This window comes from Dokdonia sp. Hel_I_63, assembly GCF_007827285.1.
Taxonomy (GTDB): Bacteria; Bacteroidota; Bacteroidia; order Flavobacteriales; family Flavobacteriaceae; genus Dokdonia.
This window is the reverse complement of the sequence record NZ_VISD01000001.1, coordinates 1,358,453-1,384,605: the sequence shown is the minus strand read 5'-3', so window position 1 is coordinate 1,384,605 and position 26,153 is coordinate 1,358,453. Positions and strand designations below refer to the sequence as shown.

24 protein-coding genes are annotated in these 26,153 nt (G+C 37.8%); 14 read left to right on the top strand and 10 right to left on the bottom strand.

The window, feature by feature from the left end:
* Positions 1–11: 11 nt before the first annotated feature.
* The 6 genes from JM84_RS06125 to JM84_RS06100 all read right to left on the bottom strand — a co-directional run bounded on the left by JM84_RS06125 (position 12) and on the right by JM84_RS06100 (position 5,710).
* Entirely contained in the window at positions 12–344 is a 333-nt protein-coding gene (locus JM84_RS06125) for a hypothetical protein (RefSeq protein WP_144783256.1), read from the bottom strand.
* Between the two features lie 539 nt (positions 345–883).
* Positions 884–1,600: a hypothetical protein gene (locus JM84_RS06120; RefSeq protein WP_041295595.1), complete on the bottom strand. Its 717-nt coding sequence runs from the start codon at positions 1,598–1,600 to the stop codon at positions 884–886.
* On the bottom strand, positions 1,593–3,587 hold the full coding sequence (ligA, locus tag JM84_RS06115; RefSeq protein ID WP_144783254.1) for an NAD-dependent DNA ligase LigA: 1,995 nt from the start codon (positions 3,585–3,587) through the stop codon (positions 1,593–1,595). The genes JM84_RS06120 and ligA overlap by 8 nt, the downstream gene beginning before the upstream one ends.
* 114 nt (positions 3,588–3,701) lie before the next feature.
* A complete protein-coding gene (locus tag JM84_RS06110) occupies positions 3,702–4,298 on the bottom strand; it encodes a TIGR00730 family Rossman fold protein (RefSeq protein ID WP_013749927.1) in 597 nt (198 codons plus the stop codon).
* Between the two features lie 63 nt (positions 4,299–4,361).
* Positions 4,362–5,228: a peptide chain release factor N(5)-glutamine methyltransferase gene (prmC, locus tag JM84_RS06105; RefSeq protein WP_013749928.1), complete on the bottom strand. Its 867-nt coding sequence runs from the start codon at positions 5,226–5,228 to the stop codon at positions 4,362–4,364.
* Positions 5,225–5,710, bottom strand: a complete 486-nt coding sequence (locus JM84_RS06100) for a GNAT family N-acetyltransferase (protein ID WP_013749929.1) — start codon at positions 5,708–5,710, stop codon at positions 5,225–5,227. The genes prmC and JM84_RS06100 overlap by 4 nt, the downstream gene beginning before the upstream one ends.
* Positions 5,711–5,736: 26 nt before the next feature.
* Between JM84_RS06100 and ribD the strand changes: the two genes are divergently transcribed.
* From ribD to JM84_RS06085, 3 genes are all read left to right on the top strand, one after another.
* The gene (gene ribD, locus JM84_RS06095) at positions 5,737–6,738 is read left to right on the top strand and encodes a bifunctional diaminohydroxyphosphoribosylaminopyrimidine deaminase/5-amino-6-(5-phosphoribosylamino)uracil reductase RibD (RefSeq protein WP_013749930.1); all 1,002 of its coding nucleotides are present in this window, start codon (positions 5,737–5,739) and stop codon (positions 6,736–6,738) included.
* Positions 6,735–7,601, top strand: a complete 867-nt coding sequence (locus JM84_RS06090) for an EamA family transporter (protein ID WP_144783252.1) — start codon at positions 6,735–6,737, stop codon at positions 7,599–7,601. Before ribD ends, JM84_RS06090 begins: the two co-directional genes overlap by 4 nt.
* Before the next feature lie 211 nt (positions 7,602–7,812).
* Positions 7,813–8,121 carry a hypothetical protein gene (locus tag JM84_RS06085; RefSeq protein WP_013749932.1) on the top strand — a complete coding sequence of 103 codons (309 nt, stop codon included), beginning with the start codon at positions 7,813–7,815 and terminating at the stop codon, positions 8,119–8,121.
* 14 nt (positions 8,122–8,135) lie between these two features.
* Here JM84_RS06085 and JM84_RS06080 read toward each other — a convergent pair whose 3' ends face one another.
* From JM84_RS06080 to JM84_RS06070, 3 genes are all read right to left on the bottom strand, one after another.
* The gene (locus JM84_RS06080; protein WP_013749933.1) at positions 8,136–9,311 is read right to left on the bottom strand and encodes a GlmU family protein; all 1,176 of its coding nucleotides are present in this window, start codon (positions 9,309–9,311) and stop codon (positions 8,136–8,138) included.
* Between the two features lie 80 nt (positions 9,312–9,391).
* Positions 9,392–9,859: a DUF4442 domain-containing protein gene (locus tag JM84_RS06075; RefSeq protein ID WP_013749934.1), complete on the bottom strand. Its 468-nt coding sequence runs from the start codon at positions 9,857–9,859 to the stop codon at positions 9,392–9,394.
* A 78-nt stretch (positions 9,860–9,937) separates the two neighbouring features.
* Complete coding sequence (locus JM84_RS06070) at positions 9,938–10,564, bottom strand: hypothetical protein (protein WP_041295596.1); 627 nt, start codon at positions 10,562–10,564, stop codon at positions 9,938–9,940.
* A 342-nt stretch (positions 10,565–10,906) separates the two neighbouring features.
* Between JM84_RS06070 and JM84_RS06065 the strand changes: the two genes are divergently transcribed.
* From JM84_RS06065 to JM84_RS06040, 6 genes are all read left to right on the top strand, one after another.
* On the top strand, positions 10,907–11,440 hold the full coding sequence (locus JM84_RS06065; protein WP_013749936.1) for a DUF4870 domain-containing protein: 534 nt from the start codon (positions 10,907–10,909) through the stop codon (positions 11,438–11,440).
* Positions 11,441–11,565: 125 nt separating this feature from the next.
* Positions 11,566–11,907 carry a PadR family transcriptional regulator gene (locus tag JM84_RS06060; protein WP_013749937.1) on the top strand — a complete coding sequence of 114 codons (342 nt, stop codon included), beginning with the start codon at positions 11,566–11,568 and terminating at the stop codon, positions 11,905–11,907.
* Positions 11,904–13,700, top strand: a complete 1,797-nt coding sequence (locus JM84_RS06055; protein ID WP_144783250.1) for a PspC domain-containing protein — start codon at positions 11,904–11,906, stop codon at positions 13,698–13,700. The genes JM84_RS06060 and JM84_RS06055 overlap by 4 nt, the downstream gene beginning before the upstream one ends.
* A 9-nt stretch (positions 13,701–13,709) precedes the next feature.
* Positions 13,710–14,156 carry a nuclear transport factor 2 family protein gene (locus tag JM84_RS06050; RefSeq protein WP_013749939.1) on the top strand — a complete coding sequence of 149 codons (447 nt, stop codon included), beginning with the start codon at positions 13,710–13,712 and terminating at the stop codon, positions 14,154–14,156.
* A 106-nt stretch (positions 14,157–14,262) separates the two neighbouring features.
* Complete coding sequence (locus tag JM84_RS06045) at positions 14,263–15,012, top strand: hypothetical protein (RefSeq protein WP_013749940.1); 750 nt, start codon at positions 14,263–14,265, stop codon at positions 15,010–15,012.
* A 128-nt stretch (positions 15,013–15,140) separates the two neighbouring features.
* On the top strand, positions 15,141–15,878 hold the full coding sequence (locus JM84_RS06040; protein WP_144783248.1) for a head GIN domain-containing protein: 738 nt from the start codon (positions 15,141–15,143) through the stop codon (positions 15,876–15,878).
* Positions 15,879–15,960: 82 nt separating this feature from the next.
* Here JM84_RS06040 and JM84_RS06035 read toward each other — a convergent pair whose 3' ends face one another.
* Positions 15,961–16,716 (bottom strand): helix-turn-helix domain-containing protein, encoded by a 756-nt coding sequence (locus JM84_RS06035; protein ID WP_013749942.1) that lies wholly within the window; start codon positions 16,714–16,716, stop codon positions 15,961–15,963.
* 266 nt (positions 16,717–16,982) lie between these two features.
* Between JM84_RS06035 and JM84_RS06030 the strand changes: the two genes are divergently transcribed.
* The 5 genes from JM84_RS06030 (at position 16,983) to JM84_RS06010 (ending at position 26,042) form a co-directional block, all read left to right on the top strand.
* Positions 16,983–17,378, top strand: coding sequence for a molecular chaperone Tir (locus JM84_RS06030; RefSeq protein WP_013749943.1), 396 nt, complete (start codon positions 16,983–16,985; stop codon positions 17,376–17,378).
* A gap of 11 nt (positions 17,379–17,389) precedes the next feature.
* A complete protein-coding gene (locus JM84_RS06025) occupies positions 17,390–18,103 on the top strand; it encodes a PspA/IM30 family protein (protein WP_013749944.1) in 714 nt (237 codons plus the stop codon).
* Between the two features lie 59 nt (positions 18,104–18,162).
* Entirely contained in the window at positions 18,163–18,879 is a 717-nt protein-coding gene (locus tag JM84_RS06020) for an OB-fold-containig protein (protein ID WP_013749945.1), read from the top strand.
* A gap of 65 nt (positions 18,880–18,944) precedes the next feature.
* A complete protein-coding gene (locus tag JM84_RS06015; RefSeq protein ID WP_013749946.1) occupies positions 18,945–21,011 on the top strand; it encodes an SPFH domain-containing protein in 2,067 nt (688 codons plus the stop codon).
* Positions 21,012–21,164: 153 nt separating this feature from the next.
* On the top strand, positions 21,165–26,042 hold the full coding sequence (locus JM84_RS06010) for a DNA repair ATPase (RefSeq protein WP_144783246.1): 4,878 nt from the start codon (positions 21,165–21,167) through the stop codon (positions 26,040–26,042).
* Positions 26,043–26,153: the final 111 nt, after the last annotated feature.

Below are 26,153 nucleotides of genomic sequence, written 5' to 3'. Positions count from 1 at the left end.
ATTGAAACGTATTAAATATACGCTTCATCTATTTTCTTAGTGCTCTCTAAGCGCGTTAAAAACATTGCAAACACAACCTTGGCTATTCCTGCACAAAAGAGCGTTACTAAAAGAAAAAAATCAATGTTAAGAATATACTTATAAATAAACGCAAAAGCAGACTCTACTAGCACTGCGGTAGCAATAAAGGTTAATAAAAGGTTTGATGGGTGCTTATTAAACAATGGAATTGCATACAGCAATAAAATAAAAACAAGTAACCCCGCAAATGAAATCAAAAAGACGGTTAAATGAGCTATTTCTGGAAGTATCTCATAAGCTAAATAACCTATAAAAGTAGTCACCGAAAAAACTCCCAATAACACCTCAAGGTACAAGTGCCTAGGAAAGTTCTCAACTCGAAAGCGCATAACCTCCCTTAACGCATAAAGCATTGATAAAAAACAAAAAACCATTGCTATAGATACGGTGTAAGTGTACTTATTGAAATCGATTAAAAAGAATATCTCTGCAGTGATTCCTGAAATAAGTGTAATCAAGAAAGGAAAGTGAAATTGTCCAGTTGCCTTGAAAACGTATAAAAACAATAAGATTCCAAATATTGGGTAAAGATAAAAGGAAGCCTCAAGACTTAAAACAATCGTTACAATTACAATTAAAATCGTAGTTGAAATTGCCGCTAGTCTATAGTTACGTCCGTGTATGCCATAAACCCTATCGATACTTCAAAGCTAACTAAACCAAAACAATTAACTACCACATTATCTGTGTTTTACAAAATATTCAATTACTAAAATCCAGTAACTATTAAGAAATAAAACCCTCAACTCGTGATTATTAATTAATATTTCAAGAAGATACAGTACTTAGAATCCCCTATTTATCAAACATTTGTACCACTACCATCAAAATCTGAAATAGCATCTATCTTAGTCAAATAAGTTGCCAAGACTACCTTTAAATAAATAGTAAAAATCCCTCCTACAAGAAGAAAACCGATTTCTTGGTAAATGTATTTATATATAAAAGCAAAAACCATTTCACCCATATATGCACCTCCAATAGCAAAAAGAGAAATATTGCCTGTATGCTTGTTGTAGCTAGGCGTAATAAAATATGCTCCGATTGTAATAATAAATATTATTGTAGAAATTATGAAAATGCTTAAATCTGGAACTACTGGAGCTATGGAATATATAAGATAACCTAGCACGAACCCAAAACCTAAAAATCCAATTATAAGCTCTAAAATATAGTGCTGAGAAAAAACCTTAGAACGTTTCTTAAGAACAGGCTTAAGCAGAAGAAGTAGGCAAATAGATGAAATAACAGAAAAGAGAGAAGCTATTACAACGTAAGTGTCATAATCAAACAAAAACAATATCTCCGTAATATTTGTACTTAGCAAAAACAAAAAAAACACAATATTAAATTTATTGGTCTCTTTGTATTCGTACATAAACAAAGACAGTGAAAATATAGGATACAGATAGAATGAATAAAATATATTCCAAAACCCCATTATAAGCATAATAAGCAGACCAGTAATTAAACCAGCTGTCCTATATGACCTTCCGTTTTGTATATTAATTTTATCCAATAACTAAATTTAAGAATTCTTCTTCAGATATGATTGTTACTCCTAAGCTTTCTGCTTTCTGCAACTTACTTGGTCCCATCTTATCTCCTGCCACAACGTAGGTTGTTTTACTAGAAATAGAACTAGACACTTTACCGCCATTATCTTCTATTAACTTTTTCAATTCGTTGCGAGGCATTTCAAAAACACCAGACACTACAAATATGTATCCCGCTAGTTTGTCAGATTGATTGGCAAGTTTCTCTGCAGAAATTTCTAATTGTACTCCGTAAGATCTTAAACGCTCTATGAGTGTAATATGTTCCGCTTTCGCGAAAAATGCCACTACACTTTCTGCAATCTTACTTCCTATTTCATCCACCGCAACCAGCTCTTCCTCTGTTGCCGAAATAATCGCATTAATAGATTTGTAATGTTTAGCTAGTTTCTTTGCTACAGTCTCACCTACATATCTAATCCCCAAACCAAACAACACTTTCTCAAAAGGAATCTGCACCGAAGCTTGCACTCCGCTTACTAGATTTTCGGCACTTTTTTGAGCCATACGCTCTAGTGGTAATAATTGCTCCACCGTGAGTTCATATAAATCTGCATAATTTACTATCAACCCTTCGTTTACTAAGAGTGCCACGGTTTCCCCACCTAGACCATCAATATCCATCGCCTTTCTAGAGATGTAATGCTGTATTCTACCTATAATTTGAGTGGGACAGCCCATGTCATTCGGGCAATAGTGCTGTGCCTCGCCTTCTTTACGCACTAACGACGTGCTACATTCTGGACACTCAGTAATATATGTTGTAGGTTCAGAATCTGCTGGGCGCTTTGTAAGATCTACTGCTATAATTTTTGGGATGATTTCTCCTCCTTTTTCTACAAACACCTCATCACCTTCTCGTATATCTAGTCGCTCTATTTGGTCTGCATTATGTAAACTCGCTCGTTTTACAGTAGTTCCTGCAAGCTCAACAGGTTCCAGGTTTGCGACTGGTGTGATGGCTCCTGTGCGACCTACTTGGTATGTTATTTCGCGCAAGCGTGTAGAAACTTGTTCTGCTTTGAACTTATATGCCATTGCCCATCTTGGCGCCTTTGCCGTATAGCCCAGCTCTTCTTGCTGTTGTAATCCATTAACTTTTACCACAACACCATCTGTCTCATAAGGTAAGTCACGCCTTGCCACATCCCAGTGATTGATAAATTCCAATACCTCATCAATATTCTTTGCCAGTTTTGCGGCCTCAGGAACGCGGAAACCCCAATCGCGAGCTTTCTGCAAACTATCCATTTGGGTAGCAATACCTAGATTATTACCTGTAATATTATACAAAAGGCATTGCAGTGGTCTTCTAGCAACCTCAGCACTATCTTGTAATTTTAAAGATCCGCTGGCTGTATTTCTTGGATTGCGATAGAGCTCAAAACCTAGCTCTTCACGCTCTGCATTCATGGCATGAAAACCTTCCCATGGCAATACAATCTCCCCACGTATATCAAATTTTTCAGGATAATCACCCTTGAGCTTTAAAGGAACCGACTTTATTGTTTTAATATTTGTAGTCACATCATCTCCTTGTAAACCATCTCCTCTTGTCACTGCTTTAACCAACTCTCCATTTTCATAAGTAAGACTTATAGAAGCTCCGTCGTATTTGAGTTCGCAGGTGTAATTCACCTCTCCATCTACCATTTTCTTAACACGCGCTTCCCAATCTTGAAGATCTTCCTTTGAGTAGGAGTTATCAAGAGAATACATTCTATGCTCATGCACAATAGTCTCAAAATTCTTAGTCACCGCTCCACCTACACGATGCGTAGGCGAGTTAGGGTCATCAAATTCCGGATGAGCCGCTTCTAGCGCTTCCAGTTGCTTTAGCTTTTGATCAAAGTCAAAATCTGATATCGTTGGTGTATCTAGCACATAATAGCTATGATTATGTGATTGTAGTTCGTTGCGTAAAGCGAGGATTTGCTCTTCTATTGTCATAATAACAAAATTAAAAATTAAACCTCCGATATTCAGAGAATATCGGAGGTTTAATTAACCACTTACAAACAGTGTATATAAGTCATTTTCACCTAACAAAAAGAAGGTCTTCTATTACTTCTTAGATTCGAGTGAAGCCTTTAACCACTTAGGCATTGCCATAGGCTTAAAATTCTCCATCTGATCAAGAAGCCCTTCTACCGTGGTATCTACAAGAAGGATATCGTAATTTTCTTGCTTTAAAAATCCTTTATCTACCATATTTCTAAGCGCACTTAAAAGATCATCATAAAAGCCATTTACATTAAGCATACCCACCGGTTTTTGGTGTAATGCTAGTTGGCTCCAGGTCAGCACTTCAAAAAGCTCTTCCATAGTTCCAAAGCCTCCTGGCAATGTAATAAATCCATCAGAACGCTCTTGCAGTTCCATCTTACGCTCGTGCATGGTATCATTTACGATAAGCTCCGTAAGTCCTGTATGGACAACCTCCTTTATTTTTAAAAATTCTGGAATCACACCTACTACCTCACCGTTGTAATCGAGAGCTCCTTGAGCCACGGCGCCCATAATACCAATTTTGGCAGCTCCGTATATGAGCGTAATATCTCGCTCAGCCAGTGTCTTACCTAGTATTTGAGCTTGCTTTATAATTTCTGGATCTGTACCTGCACTGCTTCCGCAGTACACGCATAGTGATGTTAATTTCATAATAGCTATTTAATTTTAAGCAAGCATAAAGTGCTTCCCTTTATTTCTCAATTATAATAATCTCTAGCGACTCGCTTTAATCATTCTATCTTTTCCAAACATATCTTCTCGCAACTCCACATTCTCAAAGCCTATTACTTTTAAAAGATCAATCATTTCTTTTCCTAAGTATTCATTAATCTCAAAATATAAGAATCCATTTACAGAAAGACTTTCAAAAGCTAGCTCACCTATTTTTCTATAAAAAATCAATGGGTCATCATCTGAGACAAAGAGCGCGCTATCTGGTTCATTACTAAGCACATTATCTCTCATCTCCTTTTTCTCGAGCATACGCACATAAGGAGGATTACTCACGATAATATCATATTTGTGCTCTAGTTCCTCTACAGCTAGCACATCTTGATTGTAAAAAGTAACATCTACTTCGTTCCTTTTTGCATTTTGATACGCTGTTGCAAGTGCATCTTGAGAAATATCAATCGCCTCAACATGCGCCTTTGACATATATTTAGCTAGCGAGATTGCGATGCATCCAGAACCAGTTCCTATATCAAGAATTTTCAATTTTTCTTGCGTCTCACTCTTGACAAAGCTCTCAGCTTTATCTGTAATAATCCAATCAACCAATTCTTCGGTTTCTGGTCGAGGTATTAAGGTAGCGGGATTTACTTGAAATTCTATCCCGTAAAATTCTGTAGTACCTACGATATATTGGATAGGTTCGCTACGTGATAATCTACCAGTTACATCATTCAATTGTGTAAGGGCAGATGTGGAGATATCCATTTTTCGCGAAAGCGAAACCTCTACCCTATTCATTTTTAGCACATGTTCTAAGGTAAGAAAGCAAAGGTTTTCCACCTCTTCTCGCTCGTACATACCTGCGAGCTGCTGCCTGAAATCAATGCGAAACTCGTCTATATTCATAAATCAATTATCATATGCACTGGGCAAGAAAAATGCCCTGTATCACCCATAGGGCCGTCTATGTATCTAAAACCTGTACGCTTGTATAACTTCTGAGCCGCCTCCATATAAGGCATGGTCTCAAGGTAGCATTGATCAAAACCAAAATCACGTGCTTGATTAAGACAAGCATCCATCATTTGCGACCCTATACCGCGGCCTCTCGCCTCTTCTAGAAAATACATTTTTTGTAACTCACACACATTACCATCATAATTATCTAGTTGCGCAACACCTGCACACCCTATAATTATTCCGTTGTCCTCCACCACAAAATACTCAGCTTTTGGTCTGCTATAATGCTCAAACATCGTGTCTAAAGCAGCATCTGCATAAGCAGTCCCTACCTTAGGAACGCCTAGATCTACAAGTACCTTTCTCACCACTGCCGCTACTTGAGCATTGTCTTCTTTTTTAATCGGTCTAATGATTGGTTTGTCCATCACTTACAAAGGGTTATTTTTGTGCTGTGAAGATACATAACACCTACATAAATCGCTGTATTGCGCTAGCAAAAAATGGACTTCCCGTAGCCATGCCTAATCCTTCTGTGGGTGCAGTACTCGTGCACAACAACAAGATTATAGCCGAAGGTTATACAAGTGATTATGGTGGGCCTCACGCAGAGGTGAATTGTATCGCTTTCGCGAAAGCGAATACTCCAGAACTAATAGCAAAATCAACCTTATATGTATCTCTAGAACCTTGCTCGCACTGGGGGAAAACACCGCCATGTGCAGATCTTGTAGTTGCTTCTGGTATAAAAAAAGTTGTTATAGGAACCATTGATCCTTTTGCCAAAGTAGCAGGCGCTGGTATTAAGAGATTAATACAAGCTGGAGTTGATGTCACCGTGGGTGTTCAAGAAAAAGAATGTCAAGAAATCAACAAGCGTTTCTTTACCTATCACGAGAAAAAGAGACCTTACGTCATTCTAAAGTGGGCAGAAACAGCAGATGGTTTTATCGCTCCAAAAACACGAGATGCTCAGCAACCTGTATGGATTACAAATCCCTACTCGAGACAACTCGTTCATAAATGGCGCAGCGAGGAAATGGCAATTCTCGTAGGCGGAAAAACCGTACTAGAAGACAATCCTAGCTTAACCACGCGAGATTGGGAAGGTAAAAACCCAATACGAGTTGTTATTGATACTAAAGGAAATCTAGATAACAACCTTACCGTTTTTAATCAGGAAGCTGAGACACTTGTAATAGCATCAACAGATTCTCAACTCATAAGTGAGACACTTTATGATAAAGGAATCCAATCTGTAATTATAGAGGGTGGCGCGCAGACATTACAACATTTTATTGATGCAAATCTCTGGGATGAGGCACGTATTTTTAAAGGCAACACTAGCTTTTCTAAAGGCACAAAAGCACCTCAACTCTCGCAGCATTTTCTATTAGAAAAAACAGACACGATTCTAGACGACACCCTACACTATTATAAAAACTCAAGCATTTGATTTACTTACTTCTTAGTATTGCTGCATCTAGTTTCATCTTTGTAGTATTTAAACTTTTTGCAAAGTTTAATGTAAACACCCTGCACGCAATCATTGTAAATTATGTGATTGCCTGTTCTTGCGGACTATTGTTGTATGACGGACCCACGTCTATCGCTGTAATTCCTGAGCAATCTTGGTTTTACGCATCGGCGGGGCTAGGAGTATTATTTATTCTTGTTTTTAACTTAATGGCAGCAACCACACAACGCAGCGGACTCTCAGTAGTCTCTGTTGCTACTAAAATGAGTGTGGTTATCCCAATACTTTTTGGTGTACTCTATTACAGAGAATCTCTAGGCATACTAAAGATTACAGGAATTCTAACGGCACTTGTCGCTGTGTATCTTGCTTCTATAAAAGCAAAAGATGGGATTGCTATAAAGAAAGAAAACCTCATCTTCCCTATCCTTGTGTTTTTAGGCAGCGGAGCTATAGACACGAGTATAAAATTTATAGAAGGTGCTTATGTAAATGAGAGTGATGTACCCATCTTTGGCGCAACTATTTTTGGAGCAGCTGCTTGTATTGGTTTTTTGGTCATCATGTATCAAGTCATTAAAGGCACATTTAAATTTGAGATTAAAAATGTGATTGCCGGGATTTGTCTTGGGATTCCTAATTACTTTTCTATTGTCATGCTTGTGATGGCCCTTCGAGATTCGGCTTTTGAGAGTTCTACATTATTTACAGTAAATAATGTAGCCATTGTGATGGTGAGCACTTTTATTGGAATTCTACTTTTTAAAGAAAAATTACTAACTAAAAACTGGGTTGGAATTGGACTAGCAGTAATTAGTATTTTGCTAGTTTCTATGTCTTAATCCTCCTCAGAAATTAAAAATTCTCTGATTAATTTTTAATTTTTTAAGTCCGCTTTCGCGAAAGCGCAATAATCCTCGCTCTATGATATTACTGCAGTTTTCTGAGACGACATAACTCTTAACGCCTGCTATCATGGAATCTACAAAACATTCACACTGTAACATTTACTTTTATTAAGCTACATATCTATGTAACCAAAATGAAAATGATATGGGATTCGGTGGAGCAGCTCTTGCAGCAAATCAAGTAATACGTAATAATAGAAATCTACTTAAAAATAAGAGAAATGTAGGAAACCTATCTTTTGTCTCGAGTACCAATGAGAAATGGGTAGACCCAAAAAAAGCAACTTTTGATCAGTTAATGGAAATAAGAAAGCGGATACGCTATGAGAATAAAGTGCGTTTGTATAAAATCATTTTCCTCACCATTTTGGGGTTTGTAATACTGACCTTGCTACTCGCTGTAGTTCCTTGGGATTTGATATTCACAAATACGTTTAATCCTTATAGCCATTAAAATTATTGACAAGCTTACTCTCTACGATATTGCTTTGTCTCCTCAAAAACATGATTAAGGATTGCTTCATCTTGTTCTGTAAGTTCTAGATCACGACGTGCCATGGCAATTTTTGCAGTTTCGTAAGCTTTATTGGTCTTGTGTGTCACAAAGCCGCTAGCGCCTCCCCAAGAAAAAGAAGGAACAAAATTGCGAGGAAATCCGCTTCCAAAGATATTTGTCGCCACTCCTACCATTGTACCAGTATTAAACATGGTATTTATACCACACTTAGAATGGTCTCCCATCATCAACCCACAAAACTGAAGTCCCGTATTTGCAAAGCGACCTGTTTCATAATCCCATAACTTAACAGGAGCGTAGTTATTCTTTAAGTTAGAATTATTAGAATCTGCACCTATATTACACCATTCTCCTAGTACACTGTTTCCTAAGAAACCATCATGACCTTTACTTGAATAGCCCATAAGCACGGAGTTATTTACCTCTCCGCCTACTTTACAATGAGGACCTATGGTTGTGCCGCTATAAATTTTGGCTCCCATTTTTACAGCTCCATGATCACAGATTGCAAAAGGGCCACGTATGAGTGCGCCCTCCATAATCTCTGCATCTTTACCTATATAGATAGGCCCATCTGTAGCATTGAGATGTGAGTAATGAACCGTAGCTCCTTCCTCTATAAATATCTGATCTTTATTTATCGCTATTACGTGTGCTGGTATCTCTTCAGAATCTCTATCCTCGGTAAGCATCTCAAAATCTCTAGTGATTGCTTCTCCATTTTTGGCAAAAATATCCCAGGTATGCTCGATCCTTAAAATATCTGAAGCCGTATAGTCAATACTCTCATAAGTGTCAAAAGCTACTTCTTGACCTTCTTGTACTGAAAACGCGATTATTTCTTCCCCATCAAGCAACACTTGCTTTGATGACAAATTTTTAATAATATCAGCTAAGTTGTCTGAAGGAAGATAGGATGCATTAATCATCACATTTTCTTCAAGCTCTATCATGGGCCACTTATCTGAAAGATACTCTTCTGTTACAGTTGAGGTCGTTGAGCCAAGCACAAACTCCCACTTTTCACGTATGGTCATAATACCTACACGCAAGTCTGCAACAGGTTTTGTGTACGTGAATGGTAAGAGCTGATTGCGTACGTTTCCGTCAAAAAGGATAAAGTTCATGGATTAGATTTTAGTCTCTACATAAAGCGCATGAGACAGATAGACTTATGGATAAAACTTATTGAAAACGAAGTTACTTATTATTTACGAGGCTTCTTTACTAAAAGTGTCCACTCAAAGTTAAACTCAGATACTTGCACACCATCTTTATTTGTCCCTATAGCTTTCATCCAGCATGTTTGTCCTTCTCCAGTAGCTACAGCATTTGCTATAGCTTCTTTAATAGCTAGACCATCATCACACACAAAGTTAATTCTACCTGTAGCTTTTTTTGTGAAGCTTGCATTATTGTTTGCTACAAGCATTGATATTTTCTGACCGCTTTCTTGTATGTGAGCAATTACTAAAGCTCCCGTAGCAAGCTCTGCCGCCATACCTTGTACTGCCCAGAACATACTATTAAATGGATTCTGATTAATCCATCTGTGTTTTACAGAAGTTGTACAAGAGTTAGGAGAAAGTTTTTTTACACGTACTCCCGAAAGCCACGCAGATGGAAGCTTAAACATTGTGAACGTGTTGAATTTACCAGGTAAGGGGAATGACATAATATCTTATTTGAAGCAAAAATAGGCAATAAAAAAGGTTCCCAAATGAGAACCTTTTAAGAAAGAATATATAAATCTTTAATTGTCTATCAACTGTATTTTTAAGTAACTCCCTATACCCGTACCTGTGGACCCCACAGGATTAGCAAGAAGAACAAAATCACCTGATGCAAATCCAAAATCATAAACCTTACCTGCCGTTAGCTCTGCAATACCTGTATATGTTTTTGCACTTCCCACGGCTCCAGTTCCATTCACCTCTTCCCTAGGCATTGAAAATCTCATTATCCAAGAACCTGTATCATCCATTAAACCTGCTACATAATTAGTGCTAGCTGTAGAATAACCTGAAATGGTTAACGTAATTGTAACTTCATAGATTCCTGTAAGAGGTGCAGTAAAACTACTAGTGGCAATATCAAAATCTCCTCCCGCATCTATAAGTTCTGTCATTGTATTAATCTTATATATACCATTAGCATTTGGTGTATTGATCGACAGACGAGAATCAAAATCTGTAAGCAGCCTCCCTCTAAAGTTACCTAGCAAACTACTAAGTTGCTTCTTCACATTACCCTCACTGTCTATCACTAAAGGTATATCATCTGTAGATGAACTTGCTGTAGTACTGCGCACGCGCAAATCACCATTTACATCCAGCATTGTAGTAGGATTTGTAGTATTAACCCCTACTTGAGACCACATTAATTGAGTTAACAACATGGCTATTATACACAAAGGGGTTTTAAAAATATGTCTTATTTGCATGACTTTCTAATTGTAAAAAACCTTAATTGGTTTCAATGATGCAAATTTAAGACGCTCATGAAAATGTTAAATTTCAAAAAGTTCCAAACTAAAATTTTCAGACAAAAGAACAGTTTAACAAGCTGTAATACGCAACATCACCACATTTACAAGACATTAGTTATTTATTTCTCTTGAAGTAAGCAGACTCCTAAATCTTAATTAAAAGTTAATTTTTAGTACTATGCGTTACAAAGTACCTTTTTTTAGACATATATTTGCATAAGACATTAATAGACTATGGAAACTAGCATTACAACACATCAAAAAAATATAGGTACATTAATACACCTATCTACATTCTCTAAATACTTATTTCCTTTTGGAAATTTTATTGCACCTCTCATTTTATGGAGCGCTCAAAAAAGGAATGCTGCTTTTATAGATAAGCATGGTAGAGATGCAATCAATTTTCAATTAAGTATTCTATTATACCTCATTGCCTTAGTTGTCATTAGCATTCCATTCTTTATTTATTTCGCAATAAGTGCAGGTAATGGAAGCGAGAGTTTACTCACAAATGGCTATATAAATGATCCGAGTGATTTTGCAGACTTGGGAGGGTTTCTTATTACCGCAATAGTGGTTGCCATTCTTGCATTGGGAATTTTTCTTTTAGAAATTATAACGGTGATTTCAGCAGCGGTTAAGGCATCGCAAGGAGGTATTTATAAATTCCCGCTTACTATCAACTTTATTTCTGCGGCTTCGGTTTCAGATTCTAGAGAGACTCAAGAGACTTCATCACCTATTGAGGATAACACGGTAGTTTAATATATGAGGTACGCTTTCGCGAAAGCGTAAAAAAAGAAAAATCAATCAATCAATCAATCAATCAATCTCCCGAAAGTTATTGGGACAAAAGCGAACAGTTTAATGCATTTAAAAAATGAACATCTATGAAGATTGAAAACACCAAAGCGCAGATGCGTAAGGGCGTGCTAGAGTATTGTATCCTCTCTGTATTAAAAGACGAGGATGCCTACGTAGCAGAGATCTTAGGCACACTTAAAGACGCTAAGTTGCTGGTGGTGGAAGGAACGATATACCCACTACTTACACGACTCAAAAACGCAGGCTTGCTCAATTATCGCTGGGAAGAATCTACCAGCGGGCCGCCACGTAAATATTACGGACTTACCGAAACAGGTAAAATATTTTTAAAAGAACTCTCAACCACTTGGGATGAGTTACAGACCGCAGTAACGGTAGTAACCACCACTAAAACCGCAACAAAATGAATAAGACAGTAAACATAAATTTAGCAGGGGTTTTCTTTCACGTAGATGAGGATGCTTACGGTAAATTACAGAGATATCTTGCTGCCATCAAACGTTCTTTTGAAGGCGTACAAGGGGAAGACGAAATCATAGCAGACATAGAAGCGCGTATCTCAGAACTTTTTTCTGAACGTATTAAAGACGAACGCCAGGTTATAAGCACTAAGGAGCTTGACGAGGTTATCGCTATCATGGGACAGCCAGAAGATTACATGGTAGATGACGATATTTTTGAAGATACAGCATCTTCTCAAAAATCATCTAGCCGCTCTTCAAGTAAAACACAACAAGCTAAGCGCATCTCAGACCGAAGGTTTTTTAGAGATACAGATAACGCATACATAGGTGGTGTATCTAGTGGTATGGCACATTACATGGGACTTGATCCTTTGTGGGTTCGTGTAGGATGGGTATTACTAATTGCACTTACTTGGTTTACACTTGGTGGCACAGCTCTTATTTATCTTGCGTTATGGGTATTTGTACCAGAAGCACAATCTACTGCAGATAAACTCGCAATGCGGGGAAAGGCTGTTAACATTGACAATATCACAGAGAAAGTAAAAGAAGGATTTGAAAATGTTGCAGACACGGTTAAAAACGTAGATTATGATAAGTACGGTAATAAAGTAAAAACAGGAGCTCAAGGAGTTTTTGGGACTTTAGGAAAGATCATCATGTTCTTCTTTAAAATCATTGCAAAAATTGTGGGCGTACTATTAATAATCACGGGTGCTACAGTGGTGATTTCATTATTAATCACACTACTTACTGGAGGAGTGGTAGATATTTTCACTCCTAACTTAGCAGACATGCCGTGGATTTCTAATGATACAGGTTTACCTATATGGCTCATGTTACTACTTGTATTATTTGCAGTTGGGATTCCATTTTTCTTCTTGTTTTACTTAGGATTAAAAATTCTTTCTTCTAATGTAAAATCAATGCCTTTAAGTGCAAAACTAAGCCTATTAGGATTATGGCTTATCGCATCAATCACCATTGGAGTATTTTCTGTAAAACAGGCTATACAGTATTCTAACCTCGAGTCATCAAAGGTGACTACTACAGAGACACTAGCTATTACAAAGAACGATACGCTACGTATCAAAATGAGAGGAAGCGAGCGTTTTGATATCCCTTTTGGGAGGTCTTCTCAATATGTACAGCTTATTAATAGCAATACAGAAGATGTAGCTGTGTATAGAAATGTGCGTCTTATAGTACGATCTACTCGTGACAGTCTTGCATATGTGCAAACAGTAAAAAGAACGAAAGGATCATCATATGACGTTGCAAAGGAACAAGCAGAAGCCATGATGCTCAACTATGACTTATCTGATAACGAACTAGCCATAGATGGTTTTTTTACTGGAGAAAGAGATGCACAATATAGACATGTAAGACCAAGTGTTGAGTTTATTGTGTATCTCCCAGAAGGAGCTACACTCATCGCAGATGAGAATACTTACTCCTACCATAGAAATGACAGACAGTATCGTGATATTCTAGATAATGGTGATGAAGAAAAATTTCTTACCGTAGGTAATGGCAAACTTATATGCAGCACTTGTCCTGAGGATCGTGACAATGATGATGATAATTCTTGGCAACAGTCTGATGATAATGACGCTTGGGAAGAGCGTAGTTATAGAGAAGGTGAAGATACACCAGCATGGGAGACAAATAATCAAGCTCCAAACTCTCCTACGCCTCCACCGACTCCTCAAATTGATAGAAATTCGATTAATTAATAAGAGATAATGTCCAAGCTCACTAATTTTATTACAATCCTGCTGCTACTCCCTATAATTGGAGTAGCACAGGTTTCTAAAGACAGTGATCTTTACAAAGAGATTCTAGCTACAGATGCTGCCCTTTTTGAGTCCTACAATACGTGTGACCTCGAGACTCATGCTTCACTCATATCAGAAGATTTAGAGTTTTACCATGATAAAGGAGGACTCGCTACAAGCAAGGAAGAGTATATGACCTCCATGAAGGCAAATATATGCGGCAAGGTGGAAAGAATACTTACTCCAGATACATTTGAAGTGCATAAGATTAAGGATTTTGGAGCCATCGCTCTAGGGAAACACAGTTTTCATAATCTTATGGAAGACAGCTATTCTGAACCTAGTAAGTTTATCACCATATTTAAAAAAACAGAAAATGGCTGGAAAATCACTCGTGTAATAAGCCTGCACTAGTGATGTCTACAACTCAGCCGCACATAAAATACATTGGCATAGGTTAAGCTTTCGCGAAAGCAGAATTGTTCCCAATTACTAATCATCAATCATTAAATCAACTAAAATGACCAACCATCAAAGCACCCAAAAACTTGACAAAAAAATTAACATTCTAACTACTTACGCTGTAGTAAGTGCATTAGTATTTTCCGCATTTGCACTTAGTAGTTTTAGTAAAAAAGACAATAACAAATCGTATGACGAGCTTATTGTAAAAAAATTAACAGTCATAGGTGAGGATAACCTACCTAGAATGGTGCTGAGTAATGAAGACAGACAACATTCTGGCAGAATGAATGGAAAAGAAATGGATAGAAGAGAGCGGCCTTCTGGAATTATATTCTTTAATAATGAAGGTGATGAGTGTGGAGGCTTAGTGTATAAAACAAAAATTAAAAATGGAAAAGTAACCTCCGGAATGTCTTTTACAATGGATAATTACAAAGATGACCAAGTAGTACAAATCCTTAATGACGAGTACTATAAAGATGGAAAAGCCTATATAAAACGAGGTATATCAATAAACCAATACCCCATTGGATCAAATATGGAGAAGCGCAACAATAAGCTTATGAAGCTGCGCTCTATAGAAGATGATGAAGAGAGAAAGCAGAAAATAAATGAATTAATGGAAAACGAAGGACCCGTAAATCGTTTGTTTATAGGTAAAACAAAAGGTAATAGTTCTGGGCTATTTCTTGCAGGACCAGATGGAGCGCCTAAAATGATGATTTATGTAGATGATAAAGGAAATCCTAAAATCCAGACATTTAACAAAAACGGAGAAATAAAAGATCTTTTAGAAGTAGAATAAATCAATAGACAGTTGAGCACCCATAATCTACAACTGGGTAGCTTAAAGTTTTAAAGAAAAGTAATTTTGTAGAAGTTTACATCATCAATCAAAACAATTAATTATTCATCAATCTAAAACCAACCACCATGACAACACTTATCAAATTTATTATTGGGTTTCTTACTGCAATACTCGTCACCTCTTGTCAGTTTGACATTAACCTTGGGCAAATAAATGGCGACGGAAATGTAGTTACAGAAGATTTTAACATCACAGAAGACTTTGACGAAGTAGTTGCTGGTAATGGCTGGGAAGTCTTTTTAGAAAAAGGAAATACAAATGGCGTAATACTTGAAGCCGATCAAAATCTAGTAGATGCAGCTGAAATTTATGTGAAAGACGGAAAGTTAAAAATATACTGCGAGGATAACATAAAAAATGCTACCTCAAAAAAGGTTTTTGTAACCTACTCAGAAAACCTTACCGAAGTGAGTGTAAACAGTGGTGCTAGTCTTACTACAAAAGAAGCGCTCACTGGAGATGAAATAGATCTGGACGCATCATCCGGAGGAACATTACGTGTTGAGGTTACTGTAAATGACGTAGAGACAAATGTAAGTAGCGGTGGCGTAGTACGCATCTCAGGAACAGCAAATCGCGTAGATGCATCTGTTTCTAGTGGTGGTGTTGCAAGAATAAGTAAGCTCAAATCTGTATCTGCTATTGCAGATGCTTCTTCTGGAGGAGTGATGGATGTATATGCATCACAAGATCTTCGAGCAGATGCATCATCAGGTGGTGTCATAAATTATTATGGAAAGCCAGCAAACGTAGACAAACCAAAGGAAAGTTATTCTGGAGGTATCATACGTTCAAAAGATTAAATACTACCTCATCAATCAAATCAATACACAACAAAGGCTCGATATCATCGAGCCTTTGTTATTTTATAAATACACGCTAAACTTATAATTCTCCTTTTATCTGTAAGAATTGCGCTTGAAGCATTGCCATTTTTTCCTCAAGTCCATCTGCAAGTTCTGGCACTCTATGATAAAACACATAGCGTATGCGCCACAGCTCTTTCACTTCCTGGATAGGGAATTCAAGATCATCTATATTCTTATGATCTGCACGCAGTGTTATGGTATTTTCAGAAAGATAGCATCGCCTCAATACGAGCTGATCTTCAAATACAGCGAGCACTAGATGACCATTATTTAGCTTTTTATAAACATCTTTCGGTATCATCTCCCCTATTACAATATCCTTAGGGAAGAGTCCTTTGTCATTACTACTCATCTCTAGATTATCCACCGTAAATGCTCTGAACTCCTTTTCAGGATTGATAGGCAACTGTAATACTTGCATATCACTTACAAAAGCTTCTTTATCATTATAGAGAAGATATTCTTTTGCATTTTTTGACGTTATGCAAGGAATACTTGCAAAGGCTTGCTTTGTGATGATATCATGATCTGTTGTAAGATTTGCTTTGAATTTGAGTAAACTATTTACCGTAAGCTCTTTTGTTAGCAAGTCATCGATAGGTATGCTAAAATAATTAGCAATCTTAATAATAGTATCTATTTTAGGTTCACTCCTACCTTCCTCATAAGCTCCTAACGTCCCTCTTTTCAAGTCAAACAGCTCTGCAAACGACTGCTGACTCAATGTCTTGACAGTTCTAATCTTTCGTATGTTTTTTCCAAAAAATGACATATTTTGCTAATTTTATTTGCAAATTGTAAATTTATCTGTATATTTACCTAACAATTTTAGCAAAAAGAATTCAATTTTGCTAATTTATTTAGCTTTTTCGTGAAAGCGTAATTGCATCATCAAACATTCATCAATCAAAAAACAATCATTATGACCACTTTAATTATTTACATCCTGAGCCAGTTATAAACAATTGGGTATTTACAGAGACAAGTTTTCGTATTATTAACCTTCCAACGCATTGGAATACAACATCAACACTCTTTATGAAGAACCACTTTAACATAACACGAGATTTTCTACTTGAACTTAACTTCAATATCACCACCGAAAACACCGAGGATGGTATTATGGTAGTACAAAAGGAAAACTCAGGAATTAAAAACCTCATTCTAGGCGTCGCTCCTCCTATCTTAATCATAGAGCAGTTTATTTTTACCATAAATAATCAGTCTGAAAAGATTTTTAAAAGTCTGCTACAAAAAAACCGCGATATCATTCATGGAGCATTTGTACTAGATGAGACAGGTAAGAAAGTAATATTTAGAGATACCTTACAAATAGAAAATCTAGATTTAAACGAACTAGAAGGAAGCTTAAACTCGCTCAGTTTATTAATGAGTGAATACTCAGATCACATTATCGAATTTTCAAAATACTAAAACACAACGTTATGAACATATTTAAAAGACTTTTTAAAATAGGCCAGGCAGAGGCAAATGCTTCTATAGATAACATGGAAGATCCTATTAAAATGACCGAGCAAGGCATAAGAGATATGAAAGAAGATCTTGCCAAAAGTGTAGAAGCAATGGCTCAAGTAAAAGCCATGGCAATACGCTCAAAAAACGAGCGCGATGAGCACCAAGAGAAAGCAAAAGATTATGAAGGTAAAGCAATTACCATTCTTAAGAAAGCACACGCAGGTTCTATGGAAGCTACAGACGCAGACCGTCTAGCAAAAGAAGCGCTTGCCAAAAAGGAAGAAGCACAAGCGCATGCAGATCGCGCTGGTGAAGACACAACAAAATTTGAAGGAAATGTAGCCCAGCTGCAATCTACTATCCAGACTATAAAAGATAATATAGGCAACTGGGAGAATGAGCTTAAAACACTTAAAGCAAGAGTAAAAGTAAGCTCTGCCACTAAGAATGTAAACAAGCAAATGGCTGCTCTTGATAGCACTGGAACCGTAAGTATGCTAGAACGTATGAAGGAAAAAGTAGCTCAAGAAGAAGCACTTGCAGATGCTTATGGCGATATTGCAAATGCAAATAAAAGCATAGACGACGAGATTAATGCTGCAGCAGATACTAGCAAAGAAAAAGTAGACGACGAACTTGCAAAGCTTAAGGAACAACTAGGTCTCGACAAGGACAAAGCATAAGCACGCACCGCATTGCGTTACTAGCACTTTGGATTATGAACCATTAAAACCACCAACCATTGGATAACTATTTCGAAATTTTATTTTCACCAGTAAACATCACGTTAACGATACTACTGTCTCTACTCCTTGTCTATTGGATATTTACAATGATCAGCGGTGTAGACTTTGATCTAGATGTAGATGTAGACATCGATATCGATGTGGACGTAGATGCAGATATTGATCTGGATTCTGGTCTCGAAGGCGGCAATATGGATTTCTCAGATGTAGCAAATGCAGAGGTAGATCGATCACACGTTGTAAATAGAAAACGTAAGCCTCTTAAATGGTGGCAAGTCGTTTTGATTTACTTCAATTTTGTCGGACTTCCATTTATGTTTACGTTTACTTTTTGGATCTTTATATGGTGGTTTTGTTCCCTTATTGTAACATCTATTACAGGAAGTTACGAGAATACATTTGGGCACCTTATCGTCTTAGCTTTTATGATTCCTGCGCTATTTATTAATAAAATTATCACGACTCCTTTCAAGTCATTCTTCAAGAATTTGAATAAAGATGGAGACAAGGCAGTAGATTTTCTTGGTAGACAAGCCACTTTATTATCCACAGTTTCTGGAGATAAAATGGGTAATGCAGAGCTTCAGGCAGATGGCAATACGATGAGCATTTATGTGAAATCACTAGATGGTTCTGAGTTACGCTTTCGCGAAAGCGTCCTAATCATCAAACAATCAACAGATAAAAATTATTTCTACGTCAGTAAAGATTAATCTATGCTGATACCAATCATTATTATTTAAAAGAAAATTAACCAAAACCAAAAAAATCAGTTTCTATGGATGCAATCCCATCGTTTGTAATTACCGGAATAGGAATCCTCTTATTTCTCGTTGTCGTTTATTTCGCAATCATCGCGATGTTCTACAAAAAAGTACATCAAGGTCAAGCCTTGGTCCGTACTGGATTTGGAGGAACAAAAGTTGCAACAGACAAGGGACTTTATGTAGTTCCAGTATTCCACCGTGTAGAAGTAATGGACGTTTCGGTAAAGAAAATCCAAATTGAGCGTCTCGCTACCGAAGGTCTTATCTGTAAGGATAACATGCGTGCAGATATTAAAGTGGCATTCTTTGTTCGTGTTAATAACGAAGTTGAGTACATCAAAAAAGTGGCACAAACGATTGGTGTAGAAAGAGCTTCACGTCAAGAAACACTTGAGGATCTTTTTGAAGCAAAATTCTCTGAAGCACTTAAAACCGTAGGTAAGAAATTTGACTTTATACAGTTATATGAATCCCGTCGTGAGTTTCGTGATGAGATTGTAGATATCATCGGTACAGATCTTAATGGTTATACACTAGAAGATTGTGCAATCGATTATCTTGAGCAAACGTCTGTTTCTTATTTAAAAGCAGATAATATTCTTGATGCAGAAGGTATTAAGAAGATCACAGACCTTACTGCTGCACAAAACGTGCAATCTAACTTGATTAAGCGTGATGAGGAAAAAACCATCCGCAAGCAAGATGTAGAAGCTCGTGAAGCAATCCTTGAACTAGACAAACAACTTGCTGAAAAAGAAGAACAACAACTCCGTGAGATTGCCAACATAAAATCTCGTGAAGGTGCCGAAACTTTAAAGGTAGCAGAAGAAGAGCGCCTCAAGTCTGAAACAGCTCGTATCGCAACCGAAGAAAAAGTAAAAGTTGCCGAAGAAAATATGCAACGCCAGATTATAGTTGCCGAAAAGAACAAGCAACGTACCGAGGCTGTAGAAACTGAACGTGTAGAAAAAGATCGTTTACTAGAAGCAACCGAAAGAGAACGCGTAGTTACACTCGCTCAGATTGAAAAAGAGAAAGTAGTAGAAGTTGAGAAAAAGAACATTCAAGATGTGATAAGAGACCGCGTAGTTCTTGAAAAAGGAGTGGTTGAAGAGCAGGAAAATATGAAAGATATTGAGGCTTTCAAAACTGCAGATCGTAACAAACAAGTTACCATCACAAATGCTGAGAGTGCTGCTCAAGAAGATTTGATTAAAACTATCAAAGCTGCTGAGGCATCTAAAGAAGCTGCTAAGCAAAAAGCTGAAGAAATTAATATCGAAGCGCTTGCACATAAAGAAGCAAGTGAAAAAGAAGCAGATGCACGTAAGATTCTTGCCGAAGCACAAGCTAAGGAAGAAGCAACCGTAGGTATGTCTGAGGCGCAAGTAATGCACGCTAAGGCAGATGCAAACGAGCGTCAAGGTATTGTAGAAGCGACTATCATTGAGAAGAAGGCACTTGCAGAAGCAGCCGGAATTCAAGCAAAAGCAGAAGCAAAACGCCAAGACGGACTTGCAGAGGCAGATGTAATCAAAGAGAAAGCTCTTGCAGATGCTGCGGGAATCGAAGAGAAAGCCAATGCAATGAAGAAACTTGACGGTGTAGGTAAAGACCACGAAGAGTTTAAACTACGTCTTGATAAAGAACTTCAAGTTGACCTTGCTGAAATCAATATCCAGAAAGATATTGCAGATGCTCAAGCACAAGTTATTGGTGATGCACTTAAAGCCGCAAACATTGATATTGTAGGTGGTGAGACCATGTTCTTTGACCAGATTATCGGGCAAATTACAAAGGCCAAAGGATACGACAGACTAGTGAAGCATTCTGACACCGTGCATGAGGTAAAAGATGCCATTTTAGGTAGTGATGATGTAAAGGGAAACTTGCTTGAAAAAGTAAAAGAATTTGCAGGTAAGTACGGCATCTCTTCTGAGGATCTTAAGAATGTGACCATCGCAAATCTTTTGATGGACTTAAAATCTAAGTCTTCAGATAATGATGAGCAAACCTTATTCAGCAACCTATCTAACCTTGCAAAGGGACTTGGGTTATCTGATAAGAAGTTGAGATAATTATAATAAAGCAGTAACAGTTTGCAGTCGTGAGATTGTAAACTGTTGCCCGCTGTTTTTTTTACGCTTTCGCGAAAGCGTAAACCTCCATTTTCTGTGGAACTATACTACCTATAAGTCAATCATTAAATCAACGCACAGTTTCCAACATCTATGGCAAACGAAACTCCAGATACACAACCTAAAGCATCACAGTCACTAGACGGCGGTACTTATGAGATCATACAAGGTAGACTGCAAAAGCAGAAAATCGATCTCCAAGAACGCCTTCAAAAACTGAATGAGGAACGTAAAGATGTCTTTGGCTCTCTTGAGACAAAGCTCATTGCAAATGACCGTATCAATACAGAGAATAACTGTATTGCTCGTGACATCGTTTCTCTCAATAATCTATGCCTTTTTGGATATAATGTGCATTTTGGATTGCGCACAGACATTCACCTTAGTGATGTTTTTAGTGCCTATGAGTTCAAAGACAATCGTTTTGAGCCAAGGCCACTAACATTACTAGAAGATGATATTTTTCTTCTTGATTTTGCAAATTTATACAAGTACTACCGTAATACTATTTTCTCAAAGTTTGCCATCATCGGGAATTACCTTTACATGGTGTTTCAGCTAAGTGATAGTGTTACAGATATTAAAACATTTAAATGGCTTATAAGCGATGACACCTTAAAATACGTAGATAATCGTAGTGAACACGAATACAAGTTTCCAAAACAACATGATTTTAAGTGGTTAGAAGCTACGCGCGATATGCATCGTTATGGTGTACACGCACACGTTTCTATACTTGACAAGGTGTTTGTAGAAACCATAGGTGGTGATCTTACCATTAAAATAGAGGACAACACAGAAGAAGGAAAAGGAATCCTTGATGAACCTGTGGAGCACATCGACCAGACACTTGATGATGGGCAATACCGTTATGCAGATCTTGGTAATTTACTGGCGCTTGAGATCAAACCTTTTCAAGAGGAAGCTCGTTATTTTGTCTATAATCACAAACTCAAGCAAGTTCAAAAAATACAAAGTGTAAAAGATACTTGTGTATTACTTCCAGATGATCAGGGTATTATTTTCCCAACAGGTTATTACTTGCAGACAGGAGAGTATAACATCTTTGATAATGCAATCCCAAAGGTAAAATTTCAAGAGAAAATCAGCTCGCCTAACGGAGAGGATTTCTTGTATGTTTTTTACTCCCCAGAGGCAGGACTTTACAACTTGATGTCATACAATGTGATTACTCAAGAAATTAAAACTCCTATTATCTGTAATGGATTTACCGTTTTAAAAAATGGCGAACTCAGCTATTTTAAAACCGAAAATGAGCAGACCAAGCATCACGTCATACAGATCTGGCAAACCCCATTTTTAAAGGGCGATTATATGCCCTCTCAACACGAGGACACGCTACTGTATAAAATAGGAAATAAAGATATCGTAAAAGCAATGGCTGAGGTTAACGGCCTTGTCACGCTACTCAACAAGGAGGATAATTACGATGGATTATATAGTGATCTAGCCAAGTTTTCTAAAGATATTCTTGACGCCTATTACTGGCTTCCAGAGCCAGAAACGCAACAGCTTAACATACCACTTACTGAGATAAACGGAGCTGCAAATGCAGCAATCGATGAATTTGAAAAAGTGGTCCAACTTAAGCGTAATGCTGCAAAGCAAACGCAAGAGATTCAGAAAAAGGCTGATGAGATTTTTGGCAAAATAAAAAGTACTTCTTTTAAATCTATTAATGATTTTGTGGCGCTGCTCACACAGTTACGATCGTTGCGTGGCGAGACCATCTCGCTTAATGACATACGCTATGTAGATCCCACTTTCGTGAAAACGTTAGAGGAAGAAATCGCGGTACAGACCCAAAAGATCTCAGAGAAGTGTGTACAGTTCTTACTAGACGACAAAGCGTTAAAACCTTATAATGAAGCGGTAGCTGAGAAGAAAGGCGCAATGGAAAAGATCAAGAAAGTGATCGAAGCCAAAAAGCTTGAAGAAGAAGTAAATCAGATTGCGACAGATCTAGAACTACTTATTGATATTGTGTCTAACCTTGATATAGAAGACACCTCCCACTCTACTAAAATTATTGATGATATCTCGCTCATTTTTGCGACTATCAATCAGTTGAAGGCTGGGATTAAGAATAAGAAAAAATCACTAGGAAGTGCAGAGGCGCAAGCAGATTTTGCTGCGCAGCTTAAGTTAATTGATCAAAGTATCATAAACTACCTAGATATTGCCACCACGCCAGAAAAGTGTGATGAATTCCAGACTAAAATCTCAATCCAACTAGAAGAACTAGAAGGAAAGTTTGCAGATTGGGGTGAGTTTATCACGCTTATAATTGAAAAGCGCGAGGAAGTGTACGGAGCTTTTGAAGCAAGTAAAAATGCACTTGTAGAAAAGCGCAATAAAAAGGCGATGGCATTAAAAAATGCCTCAGAACGTATCTTAAAAGGTGTACGTAAAAAAGCCGAAAGCTTTAAAACAGCTTCGGAAATAAACGGATATTTTGCCGCAGATCTTATGATCAATAAGGTGCGCGATATCGTACAGCAACTTAAGGAGCAAGAAGATACTGGAAAGGCAGAAGAGATCGAGACTGGACTTAAAACAGCCCGTGAAGATGCATTGCGCAAGCTCAAAGACAAACTAGATCTCTATGAAGATGGAGATACGGTGATACGACTTGGTAAGCATAAATTTGGTGTAAACAAGCAACCACTTGATCTCACTATTGTACTCAAAGATGGTGCGCTTAACTATCACCTTACGGGAACAGATTTTTACCAAGAACTTTCAAATGAAACGCTTCTCGCTTCTCGCCATATTTGGAATCAGGAGTTTGTTTCAGAAACTAGCGAGGTGTATCGCAGTGCATACTTGGCTTATAAGTTATTTAACAAACTTGACAAAAAAACACTTCTAGAAGCTGGCGATGATGCGCTACTTGCGATTGTGCAAGAAGAAAGTCGCAATGACTATGCAGAGGGTTATGTAAAAGGCGTACACGATGTAGATGCTTCAAAAATTTTAAAGGTACTCGTACACAAACACAACGAGCTAGGGCTACTCACCTACGCACCAGAAATTAGGGCGTACGCTCAGTATTTCTGGAACAGTATTGAAGATAGCACTAAAAAAACACTAGATCAAACGATCAAGGCTTCGGGAGAGGTGTTACAGTTTTTTCCAGATGCAAAGGAGTACCAATTTATCTTTGAGACTTTAAGTGAGGAGATACACGCTTTCGCGAAAGCGGAATCCCTTTTCTCACCCGAGTTAAGTCAGACCATTGCGACCTATATCTTTGATGAGCTTCAAGGCGACACAGAGTTTGTGCGTAGTAGTGTTGCGGTACGTTTAAAAGACGCTTTCGCGAAAGCGTTAAAACAACAACAGGCAGACCTTAAGTTTAAGAAAAGTTATGAGTCCCTCCCTAGCTTAAAAGGGAAAGTACAGCTCGTAAAACAGTGGGTGACGGCATTTGTACGCACCCAAGAAAGTCTTACCGATGTGCGCTACGTAGATGAAGTAGTGTGTTTATTACTCTTTGAAGACGAGTCAGTTTTAAAAACAAAAGCAGCTTCTCCAAATGAGAAAATCACTGGCTTAAGCGGTGATCATAGCACAATAACCGAAGGTGTCTTCAACTTTAACTACCACGACTTTACGGCAAGGCTCAACTTATTTGTAACCGAGCAAGTACCCGCTTTTGAAACATTTAAGAAAGCAAAACACGAGGTTACTGAAGAGTTAAAAGAAGCTTTAAAACTGGACGAATTTAAACCAAGAGTGCTTACATCCTTCGTGCGTAATAAGCTGATTGACCAAGTGTATTTCCCATTGTTTGGTGATAACCTTGCAAAGCAATTAGGAACCGTGGGCGATAATAAACGTACCGACCGTATGGGTATGTTACTGCTCATCTCGCCACCAGGATATGGAAAAACTACCCTGATGGAATATATCGCAAACCGTCTAGGACTTGTTTTTGTAAAAATTAACGGCCCAGCGATAGGTCACGAAGTAACCTCTGTAGATCCAGAAAGTGCCACAAATAGTGCCGCTCGTGAAGAACTTAAAAAGCTGAACGTAGCTTTTGAAATGGGGAATAATGTGATGCTATATCTAGACGATATACAGCACTGTAATCCAGAGTTTTTACAGAAATTCATCTCCTTATCTGATGGTACACGTAAGATAGAGGGTGTGTACAATGGGAAGTCAAAAACCTATGACCTACGTAGCAAGAAATTCTGTGTGATAATGGCGGGTAACCCATATACAGAGAGTGGAGAGAAATTCCGTATACCAGATATGCTTGCAAACAGGGCAGATATTTATAACCTGGGAGATATTATAGGAGATACAGAACATCTATTTAAATTGAGTCTTATTGAGAATTCGCTCACTGCAAATCCGCTACTGCAGCAGTTGAGTAGTAGTCATTTTGAAGATGTGTATACCTTAATAGACCGCATAGAAAATGGGACGCAGGACAGTCAGCTCAAAGGGAATCACACAGCGCAAGAAGTGGCAGATTATACAAAAGTACTAGAAAAGGTAATTACCATACGAAACACTGTTCTTAAAGTAAATGCAGAATACATACGTAGTGCTGCGCAAGAAGATGCCTACCGCACAGAGCCTTCTTTTGAACTTCAAGGGTCATACCGTGATATGAATAAACTGGTAGCCAAAGTAGTTCCCATTATGAATGACACTGAGCTTGCGACCTTGTTACTATCACATTATGAAAGTGAGTCACAAACTCTCACTTCAAGCGCAGAGGCCAACTTGTTAAAATATCGTGAGCTCATCAATTCGCTAGATGAAACGCAGCAACAGCGCTGGGACACGATGAAAGAAACCTTTGTAAAGAATAATAAACTCAAAGGATTTGGTAATAAGAACGAGATGGCACAAGTACTCTCTCAAATGATGGAGTTTACTGAAAACCTAGAAGGGATAAAAAAGGCGCTTGAGAAGGGGTTGGAGAAATGATTTTAAAAACATCTCCCCTAACCCCTCTTCGAAGAGGGGAATACTCACGATACTTTTTATTTTGCTTCGCAAAATAGAAAGTCTTAAACCACAACAGTGTCCCTCTTTGAA

Coding starts and splice junctions, on each gene's coding strand:
- JM84_RS06055 (WP_144783250.1), top strand. CDS start 11,904: ATGAATAAGACAGTAAACATAAATTTAGCAGGGGTTTTCTTTCACGTA.
- JM84_RS06035 (WP_013749942.1), bottom strand. CDS start 16,716: ATGTCATTTTTTGGAAAAAACATACGAAAGATTAGAACTGTCAAGACA.
- JM84_RS06075 (WP_013749934.1), bottom strand. CDS start 9,859: ATGTCATTCCCCTTACCTGGTAAATTCAACACGTTCACAATGTTTAAG.
- JM84_RS06010 (WP_144783246.1), top strand. CDS start 21,165: ATGGCAAACGAAACTCCAGATACACAACCTAAAGCATCACAGTCACTA.
- JM84_RS06100 (WP_013749929.1), bottom strand. CDS start 5,710: ATGGACAAACCAATCATTAGACCGATTAAAAAAGAAGACAATGCTCAA.
- JM84_RS06015 (WP_013749946.1), top strand. CDS start 18,945: ATGGATGCAATCCCATCGTTTGTAATTACCGGAATAGGAATCCTCTTA.
- ligA (WP_144783254.1), bottom strand. CDS start 3,587: ATGACAATAGAAGAGCAAATCCTCGCTTTACGCAACGAACTACAATCA.
- JM84_RS06080 (WP_013749933.1), bottom strand. CDS start 9,311: ATGAACTTTATCCTTTTTGACGGAAACGTACGCAATCAGCTCTTACCA.
- JM84_RS06040 (WP_144783248.1), top strand. CDS start 15,141: ATGACAACACTTATCAAATTTATTATTGGGTTTCTTACTGCAATACTC.
- JM84_RS06025 (WP_013749944.1), top strand. CDS start 17,390: ATGAACATATTTAAAAGACTTTTTAAAATAGGCCAGGCAGAGGCAAAT.
- JM84_RS06030 (WP_013749943.1), top strand. CDS start 16,983: ATGAAGAACCACTTTAACATAACACGAGATTTTCTACTTGAACTTAAC.
- JM84_RS06070 (WP_041295596.1), bottom strand. CDS start 10,564: ATGTGGTCTCAAGTAGGGGTTAATACTACAAATCCTACTACAATGCTG.
- JM84_RS06085 (WP_013749932.1), top strand. CDS start 7,813: ATGGGATTCGGTGGAGCAGCTCTTGCAGCAAATCAAGTAATACGTAAT.
- JM84_RS06065 (WP_013749936.1), top strand. CDS start 10,907: ATGGAAACTAGCATTACAACACATCAAAAAAATATAGGTACATTAATA.
- JM84_RS06110 (WP_013749927.1), bottom strand. CDS start 4,298: ATGAAATTAACATCACTATGCGTGTACTGCGGAAGCAGTGCAGGTACA.
- JM84_RS06060 (WP_013749937.1), top strand. CDS start 11,566: ATGAAGATTGAAAACACCAAAGCGCAGATGCGTAAGGGCGTGCTAGAG.
- prmC (WP_013749928.1), bottom strand. CDS start 5,228: ATGAATATAGACGAGTTTCGCATTGATTTCAGGCAGCAGCTCGCAGGT.
- JM84_RS06045 (WP_013749940.1), top strand. CDS start 14,263: ATGACCAACCATCAAAGCACCCAAAAACTTGACAAAAAAATTAACATT.
- JM84_RS06050 (WP_013749939.1), top strand. CDS start 13,710: ATGTCCAAGCTCACTAATTTTATTACAATCCTGCTGCTACTCCCTATA.